General features: G+C 55.2%; 14 protein-coding genes. 12 read left to right on the top strand and 2 right to left on the bottom strand.

Annotated features, from left to right (window positions below; translation table 11 throughout):
* Positions 1 to 8 precede the first annotated feature (8 nt).
* A complete protein-coding gene (locus tag AC1ME2_RS09510; protein ID WP_480440677.1) occupies positions 9 to 2,177 on the bottom strand; it encodes a xanthine dehydrogenase family protein molybdopterin-binding subunit in 2,169 nt (722 codons plus the stop codon).
* A gap of 74 nt (positions 2,178 to 2,251) precedes the next feature.
* The gene (locus AC1ME2_RS09505; RefSeq protein ID WP_480440675.1) at positions 2,252 to 2,704 is read right to left on the bottom strand and encodes a (2Fe-2S)-binding protein; all 453 of its coding nucleotides are present in this window, start codon (positions 2,702 to 2,704) and stop codon (positions 2,252 to 2,254) included.
* A gap of 613 nt (positions 2,705 to 3,317) precedes the next feature.
* Between AC1ME2_RS09505 and AC1ME2_RS09500 the strand changes: the two genes are divergently transcribed.
* The 12 genes from AC1ME2_RS09500 to AC1ME2_RS09445 all read left to right on the top strand — a co-directional run bounded on the left by AC1ME2_RS09500 (position 3,318) and on the right by AC1ME2_RS09445 (position 19,420).
* The gene (locus AC1ME2_RS09500; RefSeq protein WP_480440673.1) at positions 3,318 to 6,092 is read left to right on the top strand and encodes a PAS domain S-box protein; all 2,775 of its coding nucleotides are present in this window, start codon (positions 3,318 to 3,320) and stop codon (positions 6,090 to 6,092) included.
* Positions 5,987 to 6,430 carry a response regulator gene (locus tag AC1ME2_RS09495; protein WP_480440672.1) on the top strand — a complete coding sequence of 148 codons (444 nt, stop codon included), beginning with the start codon at positions 5,987 to 5,989 and terminating at the stop codon, positions 6,428 to 6,430. The genes AC1ME2_RS09500 and AC1ME2_RS09495 overlap by 106 nt, the downstream gene beginning before the upstream one ends.
* A complete protein-coding gene (locus tag AC1ME2_RS09490; RefSeq protein ID WP_480440671.1) occupies positions 6,427 to 7,494 on the top strand; it encodes an HD-GYP domain-containing protein in 1,068 nt (355 codons plus the stop codon). The genes AC1ME2_RS09495 and AC1ME2_RS09490 overlap by 4 nt, the downstream gene beginning before the upstream one ends.
* Before the next feature lie 61 nt (positions 7,495 to 7,555).
* The gene (locus tag AC1ME2_RS09485) at positions 7,556 to 9,241 is read left to right on the top strand and encodes a methyl-accepting chemotaxis protein (RefSeq protein WP_480440669.1); all 1,686 of its coding nucleotides are present in this window, start codon (positions 7,556 to 7,558) and stop codon (positions 9,239 to 9,241) included.
* 815 nt (positions 9,242 to 10,056) lie between these two features.
* A complete protein-coding gene (locus tag AC1ME2_RS09480) occupies positions 10,057 to 11,985 on the top strand; it encodes a methyl-accepting chemotaxis protein (RefSeq protein WP_480440668.1) in 1,929 nt (642 codons plus the stop codon).
* Positions 11,986 to 11,996: 11 nt separating this feature from the next.
* Complete coding sequence (locus AC1ME2_RS09475) at positions 11,997 to 13,550, top strand: chemotaxis protein CheW (protein ID WP_480440666.1); 1,554 nt, start codon at positions 11,997 to 11,999, stop codon at positions 13,548 to 13,550.
* Positions 13,522 to 14,625, top strand: a complete 1,104-nt coding sequence (locus AC1ME2_RS09470) for a protein-glutamate methylesterase/protein-glutamine glutaminase (RefSeq protein WP_480440665.1) — start codon at positions 13,522 to 13,524, stop codon at positions 14,623 to 14,625. The genes AC1ME2_RS09475 and AC1ME2_RS09470 overlap by 29 nt, the downstream gene beginning before the upstream one ends.
* A gap of 12 nt (positions 14,626 to 14,637) precedes the next feature.
* Positions 14,638 to 15,261 carry a HEAT repeat domain-containing protein gene (locus AC1ME2_RS09465; RefSeq protein WP_480440664.1) on the top strand — a complete coding sequence of 208 codons (624 nt, stop codon included), beginning with the start codon at positions 14,638 to 14,640 and terminating at the stop codon, positions 15,259 to 15,261.
* A complete protein-coding gene (locus tag AC1ME2_RS09460) occupies positions 15,251 to 16,111 on the top strand; it encodes a CheR family methyltransferase (RefSeq protein WP_480440663.1) in 861 nt (286 codons plus the stop codon). The genes AC1ME2_RS09465 and AC1ME2_RS09460 overlap by 11 nt, the downstream gene beginning before the upstream one ends.
* On the top strand, positions 16,108 to 16,479 hold the full coding sequence (locus AC1ME2_RS09455) for a response regulator (RefSeq protein ID WP_480440661.1): 372 nt from the start codon (positions 16,108 to 16,110) through the stop codon (positions 16,477 to 16,479). Before AC1ME2_RS09460 ends, AC1ME2_RS09455 begins: the two co-directional genes overlap by 4 nt.
* Positions 16,476 to 19,178, top strand: a complete 2,703-nt coding sequence (locus AC1ME2_RS09450) for a chemotaxis protein CheA (RefSeq protein ID WP_480440660.1) — start codon at positions 16,476 to 16,478, stop codon at positions 19,176 to 19,178. Before AC1ME2_RS09455 ends, AC1ME2_RS09450 begins: the two co-directional genes overlap by 4 nt.
* Positions 19,178 to 19,420, top strand: a complete 243-nt coding sequence (locus AC1ME2_RS09445) for a hypothetical protein (protein WP_480440659.1) — start codon at positions 19,178 to 19,180, stop codon at positions 19,418 to 19,420. Before AC1ME2_RS09450 ends, AC1ME2_RS09445 begins: the two co-directional genes overlap by 1 nt.
* The last annotated feature ends 2 nt before the right edge of the window (positions 19,421 to 19,422 follow it).

Genomic DNA, 19,422 nt, shown 5'->3' with positions numbered 1-19,422 from the left:
CTCCTGGCTCAAACGTCTGCCAGTTGCAGGGGCAACGTGCGCAGACGCTGGCCGGTGAGTGCAAACACTGCATTGGCAACGGCGGGTGCCACGGGGGGCACAGACGTTTCGCCAATGCCGCCCATCTTCTCGGTGCTGGGCACGATATGCGCTTCCACCACCGGCATCTCATTCAAACGCAGTACGCGGTAGTCGTGAAAATTCGATTGCTGCACGCTGCCATCCTTGAATGTGAGCTTGCCGAACAGGGCGGCACTCAGGCCGAAGGCAACGCCCGACTGAACTTGCGCTTCGATGCCGAGAGGGTTGACCGCTGTCCCGCAGTCCACCGCACACACCATTCGATGCACGCGGATTTGGTTGCCGTCCACCGAGACTTGCGCAACCTGCGCGGTAAAGCTGCCAAAGGATTCGTGCACCGCTATGCCTCGGGCATGCCCCTCAGGCAGCGGCGTACCCCATTGAGCTTTTTCGGCTGCCAGATTCAAGGCCGCCAGATGCCGAGGATGATCCTTGAGCAACAGGCGACGATATTCCAGAGGGTCTTTACCCGCCGCGCTGGCCAACTCATCGACCAGTGACTCCATGACGAACGCGGTATGGCTATGACCGACCGAGCGCCACCAGAGCACCGGGATGCCGGTGCTGGGCGAGTGCAGGCTGACGTGGTAATTGGGTATTGATGTCAGGTACGGCGAATCGGCGGCGCCTTCGACCGAGGTGCGATCAATACCCTCATGCACCAACATGGCTTCGAGCGGCGTGCCGGCCGCCAGCGACTGACCGACGATGATCTGCTCCCAAGCCACGGGCATGCCGTCTTCACCCAGGCCAATACGTGCCCGATGGAGAAACGCCGAACGGTAGTAGCCGCCATGCACGTCGTCCTCACGGGTCCATACCGTTTTCACCGGCATGCCTGCCGCCTTGGCGACATAAACAGCTTCAGACACAAAGTCCGACGTGGGCGTGGCGCGTCGGCCAAAACCACCCCCCAGAAACATCGTATGGATGTCGATCTGTTCGGGTTTCAGGCCAGTGATTTGCGCACTGACCTTTTGGTCGATGGTCTGGAACTGCGTACCGGTCCAGATTTCGCACTTATTATCGCTGAGCTTGACCGTGCAGTTGAGCGGTTCCATCGGTGCGTGCGCCAGATAAGGCACGCTGTAGTCAGCCTCGATGGTTTTCAGCGCCGTGTTCAGGGCGGTCTGCGTATTGCCGGCTTGCGCTGCGGTAGTGCCGGGGCCTTTGGCCAGGTCGCTGAATTCTGTGTACAACTTATCGCTGTCCAGCCCTGCGTATTGGCCGCGATCCCACTCGATCTGTAACGCATCGCGCCCGAGCTTGGCGGCCCAGAAGTGGTCCGCGATCACGGCGATACCGCTGGGCACCTGCACCACCTTCTGCACGCCGGGAATCGCTAGTGTTGCCTTCGCGTCCACCGAACGCGGCGTACCGCCAAACCCCGGCGAGCGGGCGACCACCGCCGTCATCAGGCCATCGAACTGCACGTCCATGCCGAATTTCGCACGACCGCTGATTTTCTCGGGCGTGTCGAGGCGGTTGGTCGGTTTGCCAATGACCTTCCAGTCCTTGGCCTCCTTGAGCTTCAGTGTTGCGGGGGCGGGTGCTGGAAGCTTGTTCGCGTCCACCACCAGATCGCCGTAACTCACGCGTTGCCCACCGACGAGCACCGCGCCGTTCTCGGTCTTGATCTCGGATACGGGCACGCCATAGCGCTTGGCTGCGGCCTGAACCAGTAACAGGCGAGCGGTGGCGCCTGCCTGCCGATAGCGATCGAATTCGGACCAGGTGCTGGTCGAACCACCGGTCCCTTGCAGGCCGCCAAATACGAAGCTGCCATACGCGGGGGCGGCGGGCGCATGTTCCACGCGGATTTTCGACCAGTCGGCGTCCAGCTCCTCGGCGATCAGCATCGCCAGCCCGGTCCACACACCTTGGCCCATCTCCGAGTGTGAGAGCAGGACCGTCACGCTGTCATCACTGCCTATGCGCAGGAAGGCGTTCGGTACAAAGGTGGTCGCGACAGGCGCATCGCCGGCAAAGGCAAAACGCTTGCCGCCAGGGACGATGAATGCAACCACCAGCCCGGCACCGACTACGGCACTGGTCTTAAGAAAGCCACGTCTTGAAGTGTCGGTCAGGTTACCCATCTCGGTTCTCCATATTATGCGAACTGAATACCACGCGATCCGTGCACGTCGGGGTTTGAATACGGCACCTGCGATCAGCCCAGTTCAGCGGCGCGCTTCACGGCTGCACGAATTCGCAGGTAGGTGCCGCAGCGGCAGATGTTGCCCGACAACGCGTGGTCTATATCGGCATCAGTGGGAGAGGGGATTTTGCTCAATAAGGCCGCCGCCGACATGATCTGCCCAGACTGGCAGTACCCGCACTGCACCACATCTAGCTCGGCCCACGCCCGTTGTACGGGGTGCGAATTGTCAGCAGACAAGCCCTCAATGGTGGTAATCGATTTACCTGCCACCGCGTTGATTGGCGTAATACACGAGCGTAATGGCGCGCCATTGACATGCACCGTGCAGGCCCCGCACTGCGCGATACCGCAGCCGAATTTGGTGCCGGTCAGATGGGCCACATCGCGTAAAACCCAAAGCAACGGCATCTCATCCGGCACATCAAGCTGCTGCTCCTTGCCATTGAGCGTGAGCGTAATCATCAGTCGACTCCTCGTGACTACACAGGCTTTAAATATTGAGGCTAGGCGGTGTGTTTCAAGTTGCTGTGGGTATACGACCAGTGGTCATCCGGCATCCAGGCGATGCAACTGCTCTGATACCTGTTTGTCGGTGGGCACTCACGTTTAATTATCCAGACGGCTCATCACAGTATTCATACTTAGCCATTTTAAAAGTGGTATGACCAATTAAACATTGCATCGCTTGCTGGCGAAATAGGGCGGTTGCAGGAGCTGAGTGCAACACAGCTATTGAGTTGATGACAGAGCATCATCGGTTGGCGTTGACCTTATGGCTTGGCTGTATTAGACCAAGGTCTCATGGACAAAAAATAAAATCCAATAAAAAGGCTTGTTGCGTGAATGTATTTTCATCTGTATTTATTATTAATTTCATATTTTTCAGTAGCTTATGATAAGTAAGATTGTATTTTATTTTTTGCGACAATAAATAGATGTTAGTCCATGCATGTGACGATAGAGATACTTTTAGCGATGGACATAATGGCAATGAGCCATTCTAATGGCCTGACATTTAACAGAGGACATGTGTTACGTAATCCGTCATGCCACTCCTCCTCGTGCGGTTCGACAAATGGACGTTGGTAGCAAGTTTTTACGATTGATCATGCTCGGTGAGTTTTCCACCGAGGTCGCCGTACTTACAACTCGTTTGGGTGTATGCGGTGTCGATGTCAGTGTTTTTGACAGTATAAAATCACTCCCCTCCTTATTATCCAGGTATGACGTGCTGCTGACAGAGCAGTCCTGGCTTCGCACACTTTCATCCAAAGAGCGCGGGGCGTTAAGTGGGTGCGCGTGTGAGGCGGCCGAGTGGATTGTGCTCTCCGACTTAGCGGACAACGTCCTCGACCAGGTCGAGTGGCTGCGAGTAGGGGTCAGTCATTTTTTTCAGCACCCGCTAGACGTTGATCGTGTCGCTTCACTTTTTCATGCAGCTCATGCTCGATTGGGCGCTCAATCATTACGCGCAATACTGCTGGATGATAATCAGAAAAATTTAATCGATAAGGCAGAAGCCCTAAGAGATGCCGGTATCGATGTTTTTTCTACCCAAGACCCCTTGGTAGCGTTGGACGCCGTTAATTATTTCAATCCGGATGTTTTTGTGGCGAGTGCCCATTTGCCCTCCTTATCAGCTCGGGAACTCTTGGTCATCGCGCGGCAACGGTCTGAAAATACCTTGTTACCGGTCATCTTTCTAACGGGGAGTGCTGATGTTGAAGCCGTGCAGCTGTCGAGTTGTGTTTGCTTTCTCATCGAGCCCGTTGGCCTGGAATCATTGGTGGCGACCCTCACGTCGCAAGCGTTGGATTATCGTTCTGTACGACGTGGGTTTGTTCAACTACGTGAGGATGCGCTTCGAGCGCGCGCCCGGCTTAAAGCGTTGCGCTCAGCGATTGATCAGCACGCCATCATTAGCGTCACTGATGGCGCCGGCAACATCGTGCATGTGAATGATCGCTTCTGTGGGATCAGTGGTTACAGTCGCAAAGAGCTGTTGGGAGAAAACCACAGGCTTGTCAAGTCGAATATCCACACTCCAACCTATTATCAAGATCTATGGCAAACCATCAGTTCTGGAAAAGTATGGCGTGGCGAGCTGTGTAATAAGGCAAAAAATGGTGATTTCTATTGGGTTGAGGCGACGATTGTTCCTTTTTTAGATAGCGCAGGGAAACCCGCTCAATATATGTCTGTTCGCACGGACATTACCGCACTGAAATGCAGCACAGACGCATTGCGCTTAAGCCATGAAAGGCTTCGCCTGATTCAGAACGTGACCAGTATTGGTACGTGGGACTTGAATGTGGCGAACGGTGATGTCTCCTGTTCAGGGCGTACCTTGCAGCTTTTTGGCTATCAGCCAGGGATACCAAAGAAGGACTACGAAGACTTTCTTGCCGCTGTGCATGCTGATGATCGCCAAACACTGGCCCACATCATTAACGTCAGCCTTGAAAACCGCACACCTTATGAAGCTGAGTTTCGTGTCGTATGGCCAGATAACACGGTGCATTGGTTGCAAGAAAAAGGGGCTGTCGTCAGTGATGAAACCGACGGTGCTTTTCACCTGGTGGGCGTGGTGCAAGATATTCAGGTGCGCAAAATGGCTGAAATTGCGCTAGCTGAAAGTGAAGTTCGCTTTCGTGGAGCGTTTGAGGCCTCAGGCATTGGCATGGCGTTGATCTCGTTGTCAGGTGCTTGGTTGTTGGTCAACAGTGCCTTGTGCTCAATGCTCGGCTTTAGCGAAGATGAGCTACTCGCTACAGATCTTAAAACATTAACTCATTCGAATGACTATGCGGTTGATCAAGCGCTTCTAAAAAGATTCCTCAGCGGCGAAATTTCAAGCTGGCAGCATGAAAAACGTTACTACGCCAAGGGTGGCCGCATTGTCTGGGTATTGCTCAACATTTCGGTGGTGCATAACGGCGATGGGCAGTACGTCCATTTTGTCTATCAAGTACAGGACATTACAGCGCGCAAAATTGCCGAGCAACGCTTAGCCCTGTTTCGCAATGAACTCGCCGATGCAAAGAAAGCGGCCGATCAAGCGAACCAGGCTAAATCTGATTTCCTGTCGAGCATGAGTCACGAGTTACGCACGCCAATGAATGCCGTCCTTGGCTTTGCGCAAATGCTTGAATGCGACGGCGACTTGAATGCCGATCAGAAGGACAGTGTCCAGGAAATTCTAAAAGGGGGTAAGCACCTCCTGGGACTTATTAGCGAAGTGCTTGATTTGGCAAAAATTGAATCAGGGAATACGGGTATTTCATTTGAACCTGTCGCGCTGGCCTGCCTGCTTAAGGAGTGTTGGAGTCTTACCCAGGTCCTGGCGGACGCACGGCATATTACTGCGCACTTCAATGTGCCTGCAACGATCGCCGTATACGCCGATCGAGTCCGGTTGAAACAGGTTTTTCTTAACCTGCTTTCAAACGCCATCAAATATAATCGTGAGGGGGGTAATATCCATGTTGGTATACAACCGGTTGGCGGCATCCGACTGAAAATTACCATTACCGATACAGGTTCCGGTATCTCGCCCAAGCGTGTCCCGGAACTTTTTCAGCCCTTCAACCGATTGGATGCAGAACACAGTGACATTGAGGGCACCGGCATCGGGCTCACTATTTCTCGTCGTTTGATAGAGTTAATGCAGGGGACGGTAGGTGTTGTCAGCGAGGTCGGAACAGAGGGACGACCTTCTGGGTTGAGTTGCCCGCTCAACCCACCGTGGGGCTCGAGACGAATCACGATTTCGGCAATGCCGCACACGACAGCATCGAACCGCAACGTCAGGATTGTGCGCTGTACATTGATGATGATCCGGTCAATGTAAAGCTGATAACAGGCCTGTTTGGAAAGCGCAGCCCCATTCACCTGGTAACCGCTGTTACACCACAGTTAGGTATTGAGTTAGCGTTAGGCTATCGGCCTGATGTGATACTGCTAGACCTGAACATGCAGAGTATAGACGGCTATAAAGTGCTGGACGTACTCGACGCGCGCTTTGAGAACGTTCCGATCATCGCGCTGACCGCCAATGCCATGCCGCATGATATCGAAAGGGCCCTTTCCGCCGGCTTCGCTAAATGCCTCACCAAACCCATTGACTTCGGCCTGCTTATGAGCGCGGTAGAAGAGTGTTTGGCTGACAGTAAGGAGGCTCAGACATGAGCATGCAGCCTTGTAACCAATTTTGTATTTTTGTAGTTGACGATGAACCTAGCAACCTCAAACTGTTGCACAAGATGCTGGTCAGTGAGGGGTATTCGAACCCTGTCTTGATACAGGATTCGCGTCGGGTGCTTGACCGCTATCGGGAGCTACAACCTGACCTGATTTTGCTCGATATAAATATGCCACATCTCGATGGCTATCAAGTGATGGAGCAGCTTAAAGCGCTTGATGATCCCTTGTTGCCCCCCATCATTATGCTGACGGCTCAGTGTGGCCAAGAATATCTGCTTAAAGCGCTCGCTGCAGGTGCGCGCGATTTTGTTGTAAAGCCCTTTATGCGTATTGAACTGCTCATGCGTGTACGTAATTTGCTTGATGCCCATTTGGCTCATCGATTAGTGCACGCTCAAAAAGCAACGTTGGAGCGCATGGTCCAGCACCGTACTGATGCTCTGTACCAGGCACGTATACAGGTTGTTCATTGCCTTGGTCGAGCGGCGGAATACCGCGACAACGAAACGGGACTGCACATTGTCCGAATGAGTCTGTATTCGGCACTGTTAGCCAAGAGTTTGGGGTGGAATGAAAGTGATTGTGAACTGCTTTTGCACGCCAGCCCGATGCACGATGTCGGCAAGATTGGTATTCCGGATGCCATTCTACTCAAGCCTGGTAAATTTGAGCCTGAGGAGTGGGAGGTAATGAAAACCCACGCGGCGATTGGTGCGGAAATTCTGGAGCATGGCGATTCAGAGTTGCTTTGCCTCGCGCGGGTTATTGCGTTAAGCCATCATGAGAAATGGGACGGCAGTGGCTACCCTAACGGGCTGATGGGCAGCGCTATTCCCGAAGCCGGACGTATTGTGGCGGTAGCAGATGTCTTTGATGCCTTGGCGTCATCACGTCCTTATAAGAAAGCGTGGCCCGTGGAGGATGCGGCGGCTTACATTCGGGACAATGCAGGCAAGCATTTTGATCCGGAAATTGCTGAGCACTTCTATAAAAACTGGCCCGCTATTCTTGCTATCCATAACAGCCATATGGAACCGCAGGATCTCTAAATACTCGATTTAAAAACCATCATTCATGCACGCAATTATCAATCGCTAGTCGGGACCCTTTATGCTCACTCATGTTCGGTTTAGAAGCAAACTGTTGCTGTTAACGCTGGTGCCCATTTTTTTGCTGGCTTTTATCGTTTGTGCTATCGCCGTGGAGGCGTTGCAGCGGCTGGCGGATCAACAAGAAACCCAGACGCGCGAGCGTCTGATTGAGGATCACCGCGTCGAAATCAAACAATATGTAGAGTTGGCGATGAACGCCATCGCGCCAACGTATGAGGGATCGGACAACGGTGACATGACGGCGCGGGACCAGGCCGTCGCGCTGCTAAAACGGTTGACCTATGGTAAAAGCGGTTACTTCTGGGGTTATGACAGTCACGCTGTACGTATTTTCCAAGGCAACAGTAGCGAAAAAATTGGTCAAAGCTTCTATGATTTTAAAGACCCCAATGGGGTGTATGCACTTCGTGAATTAGTGAGCGCAGGACGAGACAACAGTCACTATGTCCACTATAGCTTTCTCTTGACCGACGGAAATGTACTGGTGCCCAAGGTCGGTTATTCCCTCTCTCTTCCAAAGTGGGACCTGATCATCGGCACTTCAGTCAATCTTGATGATGTCGAGGCGCAAGTAAAGGCGGCGCGTGCCAGTTTTGATGCCGGCGTTAATCGTCTTTTGATGGTGATGATTGGCTCTGCTGCTGGATTGCTCGTGCTCATTGCCGTGCTGGCCGTCATGATGAGCGGTGCCTTACTCAAACCCTTATTACTCATCAAAAGCAATCTTGACGATATGGCGTCTGGTGAAGGCGATTTGACTCAGCGTTTACGGGTGACGAGCCAGGATGAGTTGGGTGAACTGGCCAGCTCATTTAACCTGTTTGTTGCAAAAATTCATGTAATGGTACAACAGGTCGCAGGCACCACCGGCAAACTGTCTTCGCTCGTCACTGCCGTGGCCAGCCAGGCCCATCGCTCCGAGCAGGCGACGGGGGTGCAGCGTCATGAAACAGACCAGGTCGCCACCGCAATCAATCAAATGTCCGCTGCCGCCCATGAAGTTGCGCACAATGCCCAGCAAGCGGCCGAGGCCGCGAATGAAACCGATAAAGAGGGACAGACTGCCAAGCAAGTGGTGGACAAAAGTATCGCTCAAATCCACCTGTTGGTGACCGAGGTTCGGGGGACCAGCAACACCATGGACTCATTACGCCAGGATGTGCAGGGCATTGTGAGTGTTTTGGAAGTGATCCGTTCGATTGCCGATCAGACTAACTTGTTGGCGCTCAACGCGGCTATTGAAGCGGCAAGAGCAGGTGAGGCTGGGCGCGGCTTCGCGGTGGTGGCTGACGAAGTACGAGCCTTGGCCAGCAGAACCCAGCACAGCACAGGTGAAATCCAGGTCATGATTGATCGGTTGCAAACGGCTACCGGCAAAGCCGTTGGGGCCATGCAGCTTGCCAGTCAGATGGGCGAGGATACCCAGGAACACTCCAATCTTGCGGGTGCATCGTTGGATGCTATGGCCCAGTTGATTGCAAGCATTAACTCGATGAACGCCCAAATCGCCAGTGCTGCTGAGGAGCAAACAGCGGTTGCCGAGGAGATCAATCGTAGCGTTCACCAAATAGCTGTCGGTGTGGACAGTGTCGCAAGCGATGCCGTAGAAGGCGCGCAGACAGCCCGTGAGCTGAGTAATCTGGGTGCTCAATTGCAAGGACTGGTGGGGCAATTCAGAGTATGAATGATGGTAGCAACGCGGCGTGAATGTCCAAGATGGCCAATGTGTTATCTGCGGATTATCTCTGCCTAAGTAATAATGAACGTTGAAAAATAAAAATCGTGCGAAGGCGTGCCTTTTTAAACACGATAAATTCCAATAAAGGCATTTTGCCTCTATTGGAGTAGTGTTATAGTTTCACTTCGACTGAAGAGGCATATGGATATTAAGGATTCGTTTCGGGAATCCTTGGGAATCACATCCAAGATGTAATGGGCCCCCCTCATACGGCATCACAACCTCCAGCCTCTCTTGAAGATTTTAAAATATGAACGATTAGGTTGTGCTTCAGGCTATCGACGGCTATTGAGAGGGGCGCGGTCTCATGCGAGGTCAAACCACCGTTTTCAACGGGCAATGTTTGCTCCGGAGCAAGGGCGGCAAGCGCCGTCTAGAAAAGTATCCCTCTGCAAAATGCAATTAATGAATACAGTTCGGCCTGAAAGCGAACGGCTCAAGTGCTGTATGTGTAAGCAGAAAACGGGAAAGCCCTTATTCTGAGTAAGGGTATGTTTTTTGAGCGTCACTCTGCCGTCGTATCCGCTTGGCTGTGATTTCTTGACTACTTAAATGTTATGTCAGTCGACCTGCATTGGGTTGTCTGTGCACGCCAACTCAAGTTAAGTATATGGTCAGTTTTAAGTGCTTCGTTTGGATGGCTGTGACCACTGTATGTATCAGTTTGAATGCTGATGCTTTTAATATAAAGATACGCTCAATTATCAGGCGCCACACTCGCAGCCTCCCTCCTGACAAAAATAACCTTTAAGGACACAATTATGCCACTCGTTAAATCGGTAAAGAAAACTGCGGCTGCTCCGTTCGCTACTGTGCTCGATGGCAAGTCTTCATCGGCCGTCGCTCGCGACGCAGAGGCCCAGCGCAAGAGGGCGCGGACACTCGGTAAGCAGCAGCAGGCGGCTGAGCGTATCGCCGCGGCCACCGGGCAATTGTCTTCCGGCATCAACGAGGCGGCCTCCGCAGCCGAGCAACTGAAAGGCGCGGCAGACCAGATCGCCTCCGGCGCTGAAGTGGCCTCTGGCGCGGCGCAGGAATCAATGGTTGCCTTCACGCAGATCATCGGCGCCATCGCTCTCCAATTGCAGAATGCGGACATCAGCCAGGCCAAGGCGGAGCTCTCTCAGGCGTTAGTCGCCAAAACCTCAGCGGACGTTGCCAGTCTTATCACCAACGTCGCGGTTGCAGGGCAACGCCAGATAGCCTCAGTGGCAATGGTGGTAGAACTGGAAAAACAGGCTGCGAACATCGGCGATATTGTCAAGGCTGTGGCGCGTATTGCCGACCAGACCAACCTTCTGGCGCTGAACGCGGCCATTGAGGCCGCCCGCGCAGGCAAGCATGGCAAGGGCTTTGCTGTGGTGGCTGACGAGGTGCGGACCTTGGCTGAAACCTCCGAGAGAAGCGCCAAGCAGATTCAGGACCTGGTTGGCCAAATTCAGCATGACGTCAAGGCCATCGCCGACGGTATCAATACCTCGGCCGAGGCCATAGAAGGTGAGGTCGAGAAAGGCAAGGTCATCACCCTGCAGCTTGAACAGATTCGCACGGACGTGATCGAAGTGGTGCGCGGCATCACTGAAATTGCCACGGGCGCCAAGCAGTCCGACACCGCCGCCCAGCAGGCGCTCAAGGGGGCGGAAGAAATCGCCGCGGCTGCGGTTGAACAATCTGCCGCTGCCGAGGAGACAGCCAAGACCGTCGAGCAGCAGTCCCAGGCTCTGGCTGAGTCCGAGCAGGCGACGCAAGCCATGTCAGAACTTGCCGAGGACCTGAGGAACTCCACCGATGTGGCCAAGAGTGCCGAGGAGGTGGCGTCCTCTGCTGAGGAGCTCTCCTCAGCCGTGCAGGAAATCAACAGCGCCAGCGCCCAGATCATGTCCGCTATCGAACAAATTCGTAAGGGCGCGCAAACGTCTGCGGCAGCGTGTGAACAGTCCGCAGCAGCTGTCAACCAGATCGAAAGAGGCGTGGAGGTGGCTCAGCAGCGTGCCACGGACGGCGGAGAGAAGGTGAGGGACGTATTGGCAACACTCGCCATCAACAAGACTTCGGTGGATCAGTTGATCAGCGGTATTACCGCTTCGGTCATGGGAACGCAGGACAGCATCAAGCAGGTGAAGGATCTGGAGCAGGTGTCGCGGCGCATCAATAAGATAGTCGAAGCCATCACCACGGTTTCCATTCAGACCAACATGCTGGCGGTGAACGGCTCCATTGAAGCGGCGCGTGCCGGCGAGTTCGGTAAGGGATTTGTCGTGGTGTCCACTGACATCCGCAACCTGGCGCGTGACTCGGCGGAAAACGCTGACCGTATCAAGGACCTGGTCAAAGCGGTGCAGGATCAGATAGCGGCCGTTAGTACCGATCTCGAGGATATCGTCAAATCTGCCATCAGCGAGGTGGAACAGGCCAAGGTGTCGACCGCGAACCTTAACCAGATCGAATCCGACATCCTTGTGGTCGATCACGGGACGCGAGAAATTCTTGCCGCATCCATGGAAATTGCCACGGCTATCGGTCAAGCGAAGCAAGGGATCGAGCAGATTTCCACAGCCTCGCAGCAAGCTGAAAAAGCCGCTACAGAGGCAGCCAGTGCCGCTACGCAGCAATCCAGGGGTGCAGAGGAATTGGCCTCCGCCATCGAGGAAATATCCTCTCTTGCTGACGAACTGCAAAGTGCAGCATAAGGGGCGCCATTATGACGACTTACGCACTTGACATTCGGGCAGGCGAGGCGCGCTCTGTAGACGATGGTCTCGAAGAACTAATCTCTGATACTCGACAGTTTGTCACCTTCATTGCTGGCGGCGAAGTCTTTGCCGTAGACATGGCCCCGGTACAGGAAATTATCCGCCTGCCCGAGGTCGTTCGGGTGCCCCTGGCGCCGGCCTCGCTTGATGGTCTGGCGAATTTGCGGGGCAAGGTGCTGCCTATCATCTCCCTGCGCCGCATGTTCGGCTTCCCCGAGCAGGAGCATGACGACGCCTCCCGCGCGGTGGTGGTGGATGTGGGGCAGCCGCTCGGTTTTGTGGTGGACCGGGTCGCCAGCGTAGTGGGGGTGGAGCCTAGCCAGATCGAGGATGTGGGCGCCCTTCGCAGCACCGTAGACACCGATCTGCTTTCCGGACTCATTAAGGGTGTGGGCGGTCACGCGATGATTATGGTGCTGGATTTCGAGAAGCTCATTGCGCGCGAGTTCTCGCAAATCGCCCAGTTGGCCAAAAGCTCGGGCATGGCAAACCTATTGTCGGCCAGTACAGCGCACGAAGAGGAAGAGGCTGAGAGCGATGAACTGCAACTGGTGAGCTTTAACGTCGCCGAACAGGAATACGCCATCGCCATCGAGGACGTGCAGGAGATCGTCCAGATACCGGAGACGATCATTCATGTGCCGCACTCGGCGTCGCACGTCATCGGCATCATGACCCTGCGCAGCCGCCTGTTGCCGCTGGTCAGCCTGCGCCGCATGTTCGGCTTGCCGGATCAGCCCTTGGGCGAAAAAAACCGCATTGTCGTGCTGGCTCTGGGTGGCACCTCTGTCGGCGTGGCGGTGGACGGGGTGAGCGAAGTGCTCCGGGTTGCCAAGGCTTATGTGGATGCTGTGCCTGCCCTGCTCGCCAGAGGAGGAGACTTCGCCGATATTTCCGAAATCTGCCGACTCGATGAGGGTAAGCGTCTGGTGTCCATTATCACTGTGCGCAATTTGTTCGACGATTCCGCCATTAAGGATGCATTGAGTACCGTGAACGACAGCGAGCGAGACGCCGGTGAGGAACTGGATGACGATAATGACGATGACGAACAGGTGGTGGTGTTTCGCCTGGATAAGGAGGAGTTCGGCGTACCGATCAACAGTGTTCAGGAGATCGTGCGTGTGCCGGATGAGCTCATCCATGTGCCCAGAGCCCCCGCGTTCGTCGAAGGTGTTATCAATCTGCGAGGCAGCGTGCTGCCGGTGATCGACCTGCGCCTGCGCCTAGGGCTGCCGCGGGTGGAGCGTTCCGACAACCAGCGCATCATGGTGTTTCTGATTGCCGACGTGCGCACCGGCTTCATCGTCGATCAGGTGGCCGAGGTGCTAAAAATACCCAAGGCGGTTATCGAGCCATCACCGAATCTCTCTGGTGGGCAGGGGCGGTTGCTGTCGCGCATGGCCAATATGGAGAAGCAAAAACGCATGGTGCAGTTGCTTGAACCCGCGTATCTGGTAGCTGACGAAGAGCTTGCAACCCTCGCCACAGTGGGTGATTGAAGACGTGATCAAGCTCCTGATCGTCGATGATTCGGCGCTGATGCGGCGCCAGTTGACGCAGATATTTGCGTCAGCTGGCGATTTCGAAATATGCCAGGCGAGAAACGGCCGCGAAGCAGTAGAGAAAAATCGCGCTTTTCAGCCTGATGTGGTCACGCTGGACATCAACATGCCAGAGATGGACGGTCTTACGGCTCTCTCGCTCATCATGGCCGAGCGTCCAGTGGCAGTGGTCATGGTCTCGTCGCTGACCGAGAAGGGGGCCTTGGCCACCTTCGAGGCTCTAAATCTCGGGGCTGTGGATTATATCGTCAAGCCGGACGGTACCATCTCGCTGACGATTGACAAGATCACCGACGAACTGGTGGGCAAGGTGCGCGCCGCTGCTCGCGCGCGCATCAAGGGTAAAACGCCCCCGGTAAAAGGGCTGGCCCAGCGCATGCGCGACGACCGTGAAAAAATCGCCGTACGTCCAGTGGTTGGCCGCCGCAGCATCGAAGAAGAAGGCCTGGTCGTTGTCGGTGTTTCCACCGGTGGTCCAAGGACCCTGGAGGCGATCCTGCCGCAATTGTCCGGTGACTTTCCCTGGCCAGTGCTGGTGGCGCAACACATGCCGGCAGCGTTTACCAAGTCTTTTGCCGATCGGCTGAGTAGGATTTGTGCATTACGAGTCGTCGAGGCCTCGTCACCGATGCCAGTCGAGCCAGGGACTGTTTATATCGCCAAGGGTGGGGCTGACATGGTGGTGACCCAGCGAGCCGGAAAGCTCATCGTGCTGCCAAAACCGGAAAGCTCGCAGCACCTTTGGCATCCCTCAGTCGAGCTGCTTGGCCGCTCTGTTCTGGAACACTGTGACCCGACACTGGTGACCGGAGTGATGCTCACCGGCATGGGCCACGACGGAGCTGACGCCTTCACCGAAATCAAACAGCGCGGCGGACGCACCATCGCTGAATCGGAAGAGTCCTGTGTGGTGTTCGGCATGCCCAAGGAATTGATCGAAAAGCGCGGCGCCAGCCTGGTATTGGCGGCGGAGAGAATTGCCGCCCAGCTCAATGTCTGGGCTGGGCGATAAAAGGAAAGTGATATGGCCTTCATCAAAAAGAACAATACCGAATTTGTCATACAGGAAGGTCGTAAACAGGCGCGGGAGTGCCCGGATCTACTGGCCAGCCTGGAAAGTGATGATCCTGCGGCCCGCCGCTGGGCCGCTCGAGATCTTGTCAACTTTCAGGACGTCGCTGCCGCGCTGGTCAATCGCCTACAGCGGGAGGGGGATTTGTCCGTGCGGGAAGTGATCCTTACCACGCTAACCCGTCTCGGCGATTCAACGGCTGTCGCGGGGCTGGTCGATTGCCTGCGCAGTGAGGATGCGGCCTTGCGCAACGAGGGTATAGAGGCGATGAAGCAATTGCCCGACGAAGTCGCGCCGATCATTCGCGGACTCCTGGCCGACAGCGACCCGGACGTGCGTATCTTCGCCGTTAATATCCTCGAATCGTTGCGCCACCCGGACGTCGAATCCTGGCTAATCGAAGTGATTGAAACAGAGCCGCACGTCAATGTCTGCGGCGCGGCGCTGGATTTGCTCAGCGAGGTCGGCACCGATGCAGCGCTGGAGCCCCTCGTGCGGTTCAAGGCCCGATTCGCCGATGAGCCCTACATCCAGTTCGTTGCTGACCTGGCGTTGAGCCGTATCCATGAAGACTGATACGGCCATGACAAGAATCGCCATCAATGACGACGACTTCCAGAAATTCCGGGAGTTTTTTTACCGCAAGACGGGTATCAGCTTCGACTCGAGCAAGCGTTACTTTGTGGACAAAAGATTGGTGGAGCGCATTCAGGCCACCGATAACGACAACTTTCGTGGCTATTTCAGCATGTTGCGTTTCCAGGCTTCGGGCGAAGAATTGCAGCATCTCACCAATCTGATGACGGTCAATGAAACCTATTTCTTGCGCGAGGAATACCAGTTTAAGTGCCTGGTCGACTCCATTCTGCCGGATGTCATAAAGCGCAAGACCGATCACAGTCCTATCCGTATCTGGTGCATCCCTTCGTCCTCGGGCGAAGAGCCTTACACCGTTGCGATGTACCTGCTGGAGCGCTGGGCAGGCATCAGAAAGTGGGATGTAGAGATCATTTCTTCCGACATCGACACCGGCATCCTGCATAAGGCGTCTGTCGGGCGCTACTCCGCTCGTTCTGTACAGCATGTGCCTGCGCCGTGGCTGGCGAAATATTTCACCCGAGTGGGTGACGAGTACCAGATATGCGAAGACCTGAGGCAGGCAGTGGATTTCACCCGGGTGAATCTCGCGGTACTCGCCGATACAAGGCCATACCGCAATTTCGATGTGATCTTCTGCCGCAACTTGCTGATCTATTTCGATGATGTGTCGCGCAAGGCAGCGGCCGAAACTTTCTATGACGCCCTCAATTCCGGGGGCTACATCTGCCTGGGTCATTCGGAATCCATGAGCCGTATCTCCTCGCTGTACCAGGTGCGCAAATTCCCTGAAGCCATTGTTTATCAAAAATCCCTGGAGGCACGATGAAACGCATCCTGATTATTGATGACGCCGCCACGGTACGTATGTATCACCGGAATATCCTTGAGTCCGCAGGTTATGTCGTCGAAGAGGCTATGAACGGCATTGAGGCGCTTGAAAAAGCGTTGCCAGAGCCCTTCGATCTTTACGTGGTGGATATCAATATGCCGAAGCTTGATGGCTACGGTTTCCTGCGTCAGTTGCGTGGGGAAGATATCCCCCAGGCGCCGGCCATTATGGTGTCCACCGAAACGGCAGCCCATGATCAATCAACAGCCTATCGGGCGGGGGCTAATAGCTACCTCGTCAAGCCCGTCAAGCCCGTGCAGCTCTTGACGTATGTCCGGTTGCTGCTCGGTGAGGTGTGCTTATGAACCCCTTGCTCGAACAATTTCTTGCTGAAGCACGCGATTTTCTGCAAAGCATCGGCGAAAAGCTGATGCAGTTGGAGCACGAGCCGAGTAACGCTGATCTGATGATCGAGCTGTTTCGTTTTGTGCATACGTTGAAGGGTAACAGCGGCCTGTTTGATTTTCCCGAAATGACCCGCGTGCTCCATGCCGGCGAAGACCTGATGGATGCCGTGAGAAATGGCGAGGTCGCCTATTCACAAGCGTGCGCAGACCAACTGCTGGATGCCATGGATTTCGTCGGGCTCCTGTGCGATGAGATAGAGTCGACCAACTGCATCGATGCATCTCGCGCCGTCGATTCAGCACGTTTGGCCGAGGCCTTGCGCGCGCTGATCGCGCGCCATTCAGTGGCCGATACTGCGGGCCCCGCGAAGGATAGCCAACCGACTGCTGGTGTTTCTTCGTCCATGGTGCAGGCTCAGTTGCCGCTTGCTGAGATCCCGGAAGCCGTTCGCTTGGATGCCTATCAGCGTGCGATGGGCGGTGACTCCATACACTGGGTCGCTTACACACCTGTAGAAGAATGTTTTTTTCAGGGCGATGATCCTTTTTTCTCTGCCCGTCAGACGCCCGATATCTTGTGGGGCCGGATTGTGCCCCGCGAACCTTGGCCGCAGCTGGACGAACTCGATGCCTACCGCTGTGTGCTGGAGTTCCAGTTACTGACTACAGCCCCCCGCGAGGAGTTGGCCGAGCACTACCGCTACGTTCCTGATCAAGTGTGCATCACTGCGGTGGAGCCGTGGTTTGTTGTCATTCCCCAAGGCGACTCCAGCAGCGTGCAGGACTATGAGGATTTCGTCGTCGACGCACAGCGTCATCTGGAGACACGCGATCTCACGGCGCTCAAGCAGGCAGCAGAAATCATGCTGGACCTGCGTAACCCGGACTTATGGTGTTCGTCGGCCTTACGCTGGCTACTTGTTCTGTTAAACAGCGCGCCGAAAAATCACTCGACCCTGCACAGTCTCATCGAGTCGCTGCGGACCTTGACGCCCCCGGATTGGGCCGCCGCGATGGCATTGTCAGTGGTCACCGTCCCCGCGCCGACGGATGCGTGTGTTAACAAGTCTCTACAGTCGACGCCTTCCCTAAAGTTGCAGCCTGAAAATGATGCGACTGCACTTCAAGCCATCTTCGGCGCCCAGCGTCAGATTCTGATGCTCGACGATCATCCTGCCTGGCTACCGGGACGTCTCAAGGCTGCTGCGGGGGTGTTGGTAAATTGCTGCAAGGCCATCGGTGATTCGACTGCACAACGCGAGATCGAAACCGCTGTGCAGCAAGCCTTGGTCACGGGCAGCAGTGCCTCGTTGCTGGCATGGCTGGACGCTTGCGATGTTTTGCAGCCGCCAGCCAAAGGCTCGCCTGGCGATGTGGCCGTTGCCAATACTGCTGCGTCCGTTGCGCCCTCATCCGTAGGCCGCCTCGAAACGATGGACGAAGGGGGGAAATTCGGTCGCCGTCCCGAAGACACCATCGCCAGTCCCACGAGCCTCAAGGTTGACCAGGCCAAGATCGACCACTTGATGAACCTGATCGGCGAAATGGTGGTGTCCAAGAATGCGTTGCCCTACCTTGCCTTGCGGGCGGAAGAGCAGTACGGCGTGCGCGAACTTGCTCGAGAGATCAAAGCGCAGTACGCGGTAATCAACCGTATTGCCGAGGAGATGCAGGATGCCATCATGCAGGTACGCATGATGCCGGTCTCTTTCGTGTTTCAGCGCTTTCCACGTCTGGTGCGTGACCTTTCGCGCAAACTCGGCAAAGAAGTACAACTGGTGCTCGAAGGCGAGGACACGGAAGCAGACAAGAACATCATCGAGTCTCTTTCTGATCCACTCATCCACATTGTCCGGAACAGTCTCGATCACGGTTTTGAAACTCCAGCTGAGCGGCGAGCAGCGGGTAAGCCTGCTTCGGGCAAGCTCACGATTCGCGCCCTGCAGGAAGGCGATCAGGTGCTGATCGAAATCATCGACGACGGCAAAGGTATCGCTCCCGCTGTCATCAAGCGAAAAGCTTATGAAAAGGGTGTCATCGACGAAGCCACTCTAGAACACATCAGCGACCGGGATGCGGTCAACCTGGTTTTTGCCGCAGGCTTTTCCACTGCCGACGTCGTGTCCGATCTCTCCGGTCGAGGGGTGGGCATGGACGTGGTGCGCACCGCCGTGGAGAAGGTCAACGGCACCATCCAGCTGGAAAGTGAAGTGGGTAGGGGTACCCGCATTCGCATATCGCTGCCGCTTTCCATGGCAGTGACCCAGGTCATTATCGTCGAATCCGACAAGCAGATTTTTGGCGTGCCCATGGACCATGTAGTGGAAACCGTGCGCATACCCTGCAGTGCCATCCGCACCATCAAACACAGCAAGACCGTTGTGTTGCGAGGGAGCATCGTTCCGCTGAAAGCCCTCAACGTTTTACTCGGGCTTCCCGCGGCACCCCAAGCCAATGCCTACGATGAAATGGCCGTGCTGGTGGCTAGAGTTGGCGGCGAGGTGGTGGGGCTGATAGTGGATGACTTTCACGAAACCGTAGACGTTATTCAGAAACCCTTGAGCGGCATGCTTTCAGGCCTAACCGCCTATTCGGGGTCGGCCCTCATGGGGGACGGCTCAGTGCTCATGGTGCTCAATGTAAAGGAGATCGTTTAGTGCCCATTGAATACAAAAAAAACCTGGCCCTGTTCCGTGACATAGCAAGTGTCGATGAAGCGGAAGGTTTGCTCGAATGGCTGCTGAAAAAGGCCGCCGCCGCCAAGGTGGATCTTGGCCTCTGCACTCATCTGCATCCCGCCAACCTGCAAGTACTGATTGCTGCCAAAAGCCGCATCGCCGTCTGGCCGAACGACACGAGTCTGCGTGCGTGGCTCGAAACTGTTTTGAAATTAGATTAAAG

The sequence above is a fragment of the Pseudomonas sp. ASL9 genome (assembly GCF_056680335.1).
This window is presented reverse-complemented; position numbering and strand designations above follow the sequence as displayed.

Bases quoted from the DNA above. Each gene is read 5' to 3' on its own strand.
- AC1ME2_RS09485 (WP_480440669.1), top strand. From the start codon at position 7,556: ATGCTCACTCATGTTCGGTTTAGAAGCAAACTGTTGCTGTTAACGCTG.
- AC1ME2_RS09465 (WP_480440664.1), top strand. From the start codon at position 14,638: ATGGCCTTCATCAAAAAGAACAATACCGAATTTGTCATACAGGAAGGT.
- AC1ME2_RS09500 (WP_480440673.1), top strand. From the start codon at position 3,318: ATGGACGTTGGTAGCAAGTTTTTACGATTGATCATGCTCGGTGAGTTT.
- AC1ME2_RS09510 (WP_480440677.1), bottom strand. From the start codon at position 2,177: ATGGGTAACCTGACCGACACTTCAAGACGTGGCTTTCTTAAGACCAGT.
- AC1ME2_RS09455 (WP_480440661.1), top strand. From the start codon at position 16,108: ATGAAACGCATCCTGATTATTGATGACGCCGCCACGGTACGTATGTAT.
- AC1ME2_RS09480 (WP_480440668.1), top strand. From the start codon at position 10,057: ATGCCACTCGTTAAATCGGTAAAGAAAACTGCGGCTGCTCCGTTCGCT.
- AC1ME2_RS09505 (WP_480440675.1), bottom strand. From the start codon at position 2,704: ATGATTACGCTCACGCTCAATGGCAAGGAGCAGCAGCTTGATGTGCCG.
- AC1ME2_RS09460 (WP_480440663.1), top strand. From the start codon at position 15,251: ATGAAGACTGATACGGCCATGACAAGAATCGCCATCAATGACGACGAC.
- AC1ME2_RS09475 (WP_480440666.1), top strand. From the start codon at position 11,997: ATGACGACTTACGCACTTGACATTCGGGCAGGCGAGGCGCGCTCTGTA.
- AC1ME2_RS09450 (WP_480440660.1), top strand. From the start codon at position 16,476: ATGAACCCCTTGCTCGAACAATTTCTTGCTGAAGCACGCGATTTTCTG.
- AC1ME2_RS09490 (WP_480440671.1), top strand. From the start codon at position 6,427: ATGAGCATGCAGCCTTGTAACCAATTTTGTATTTTTGTAGTTGACGAT.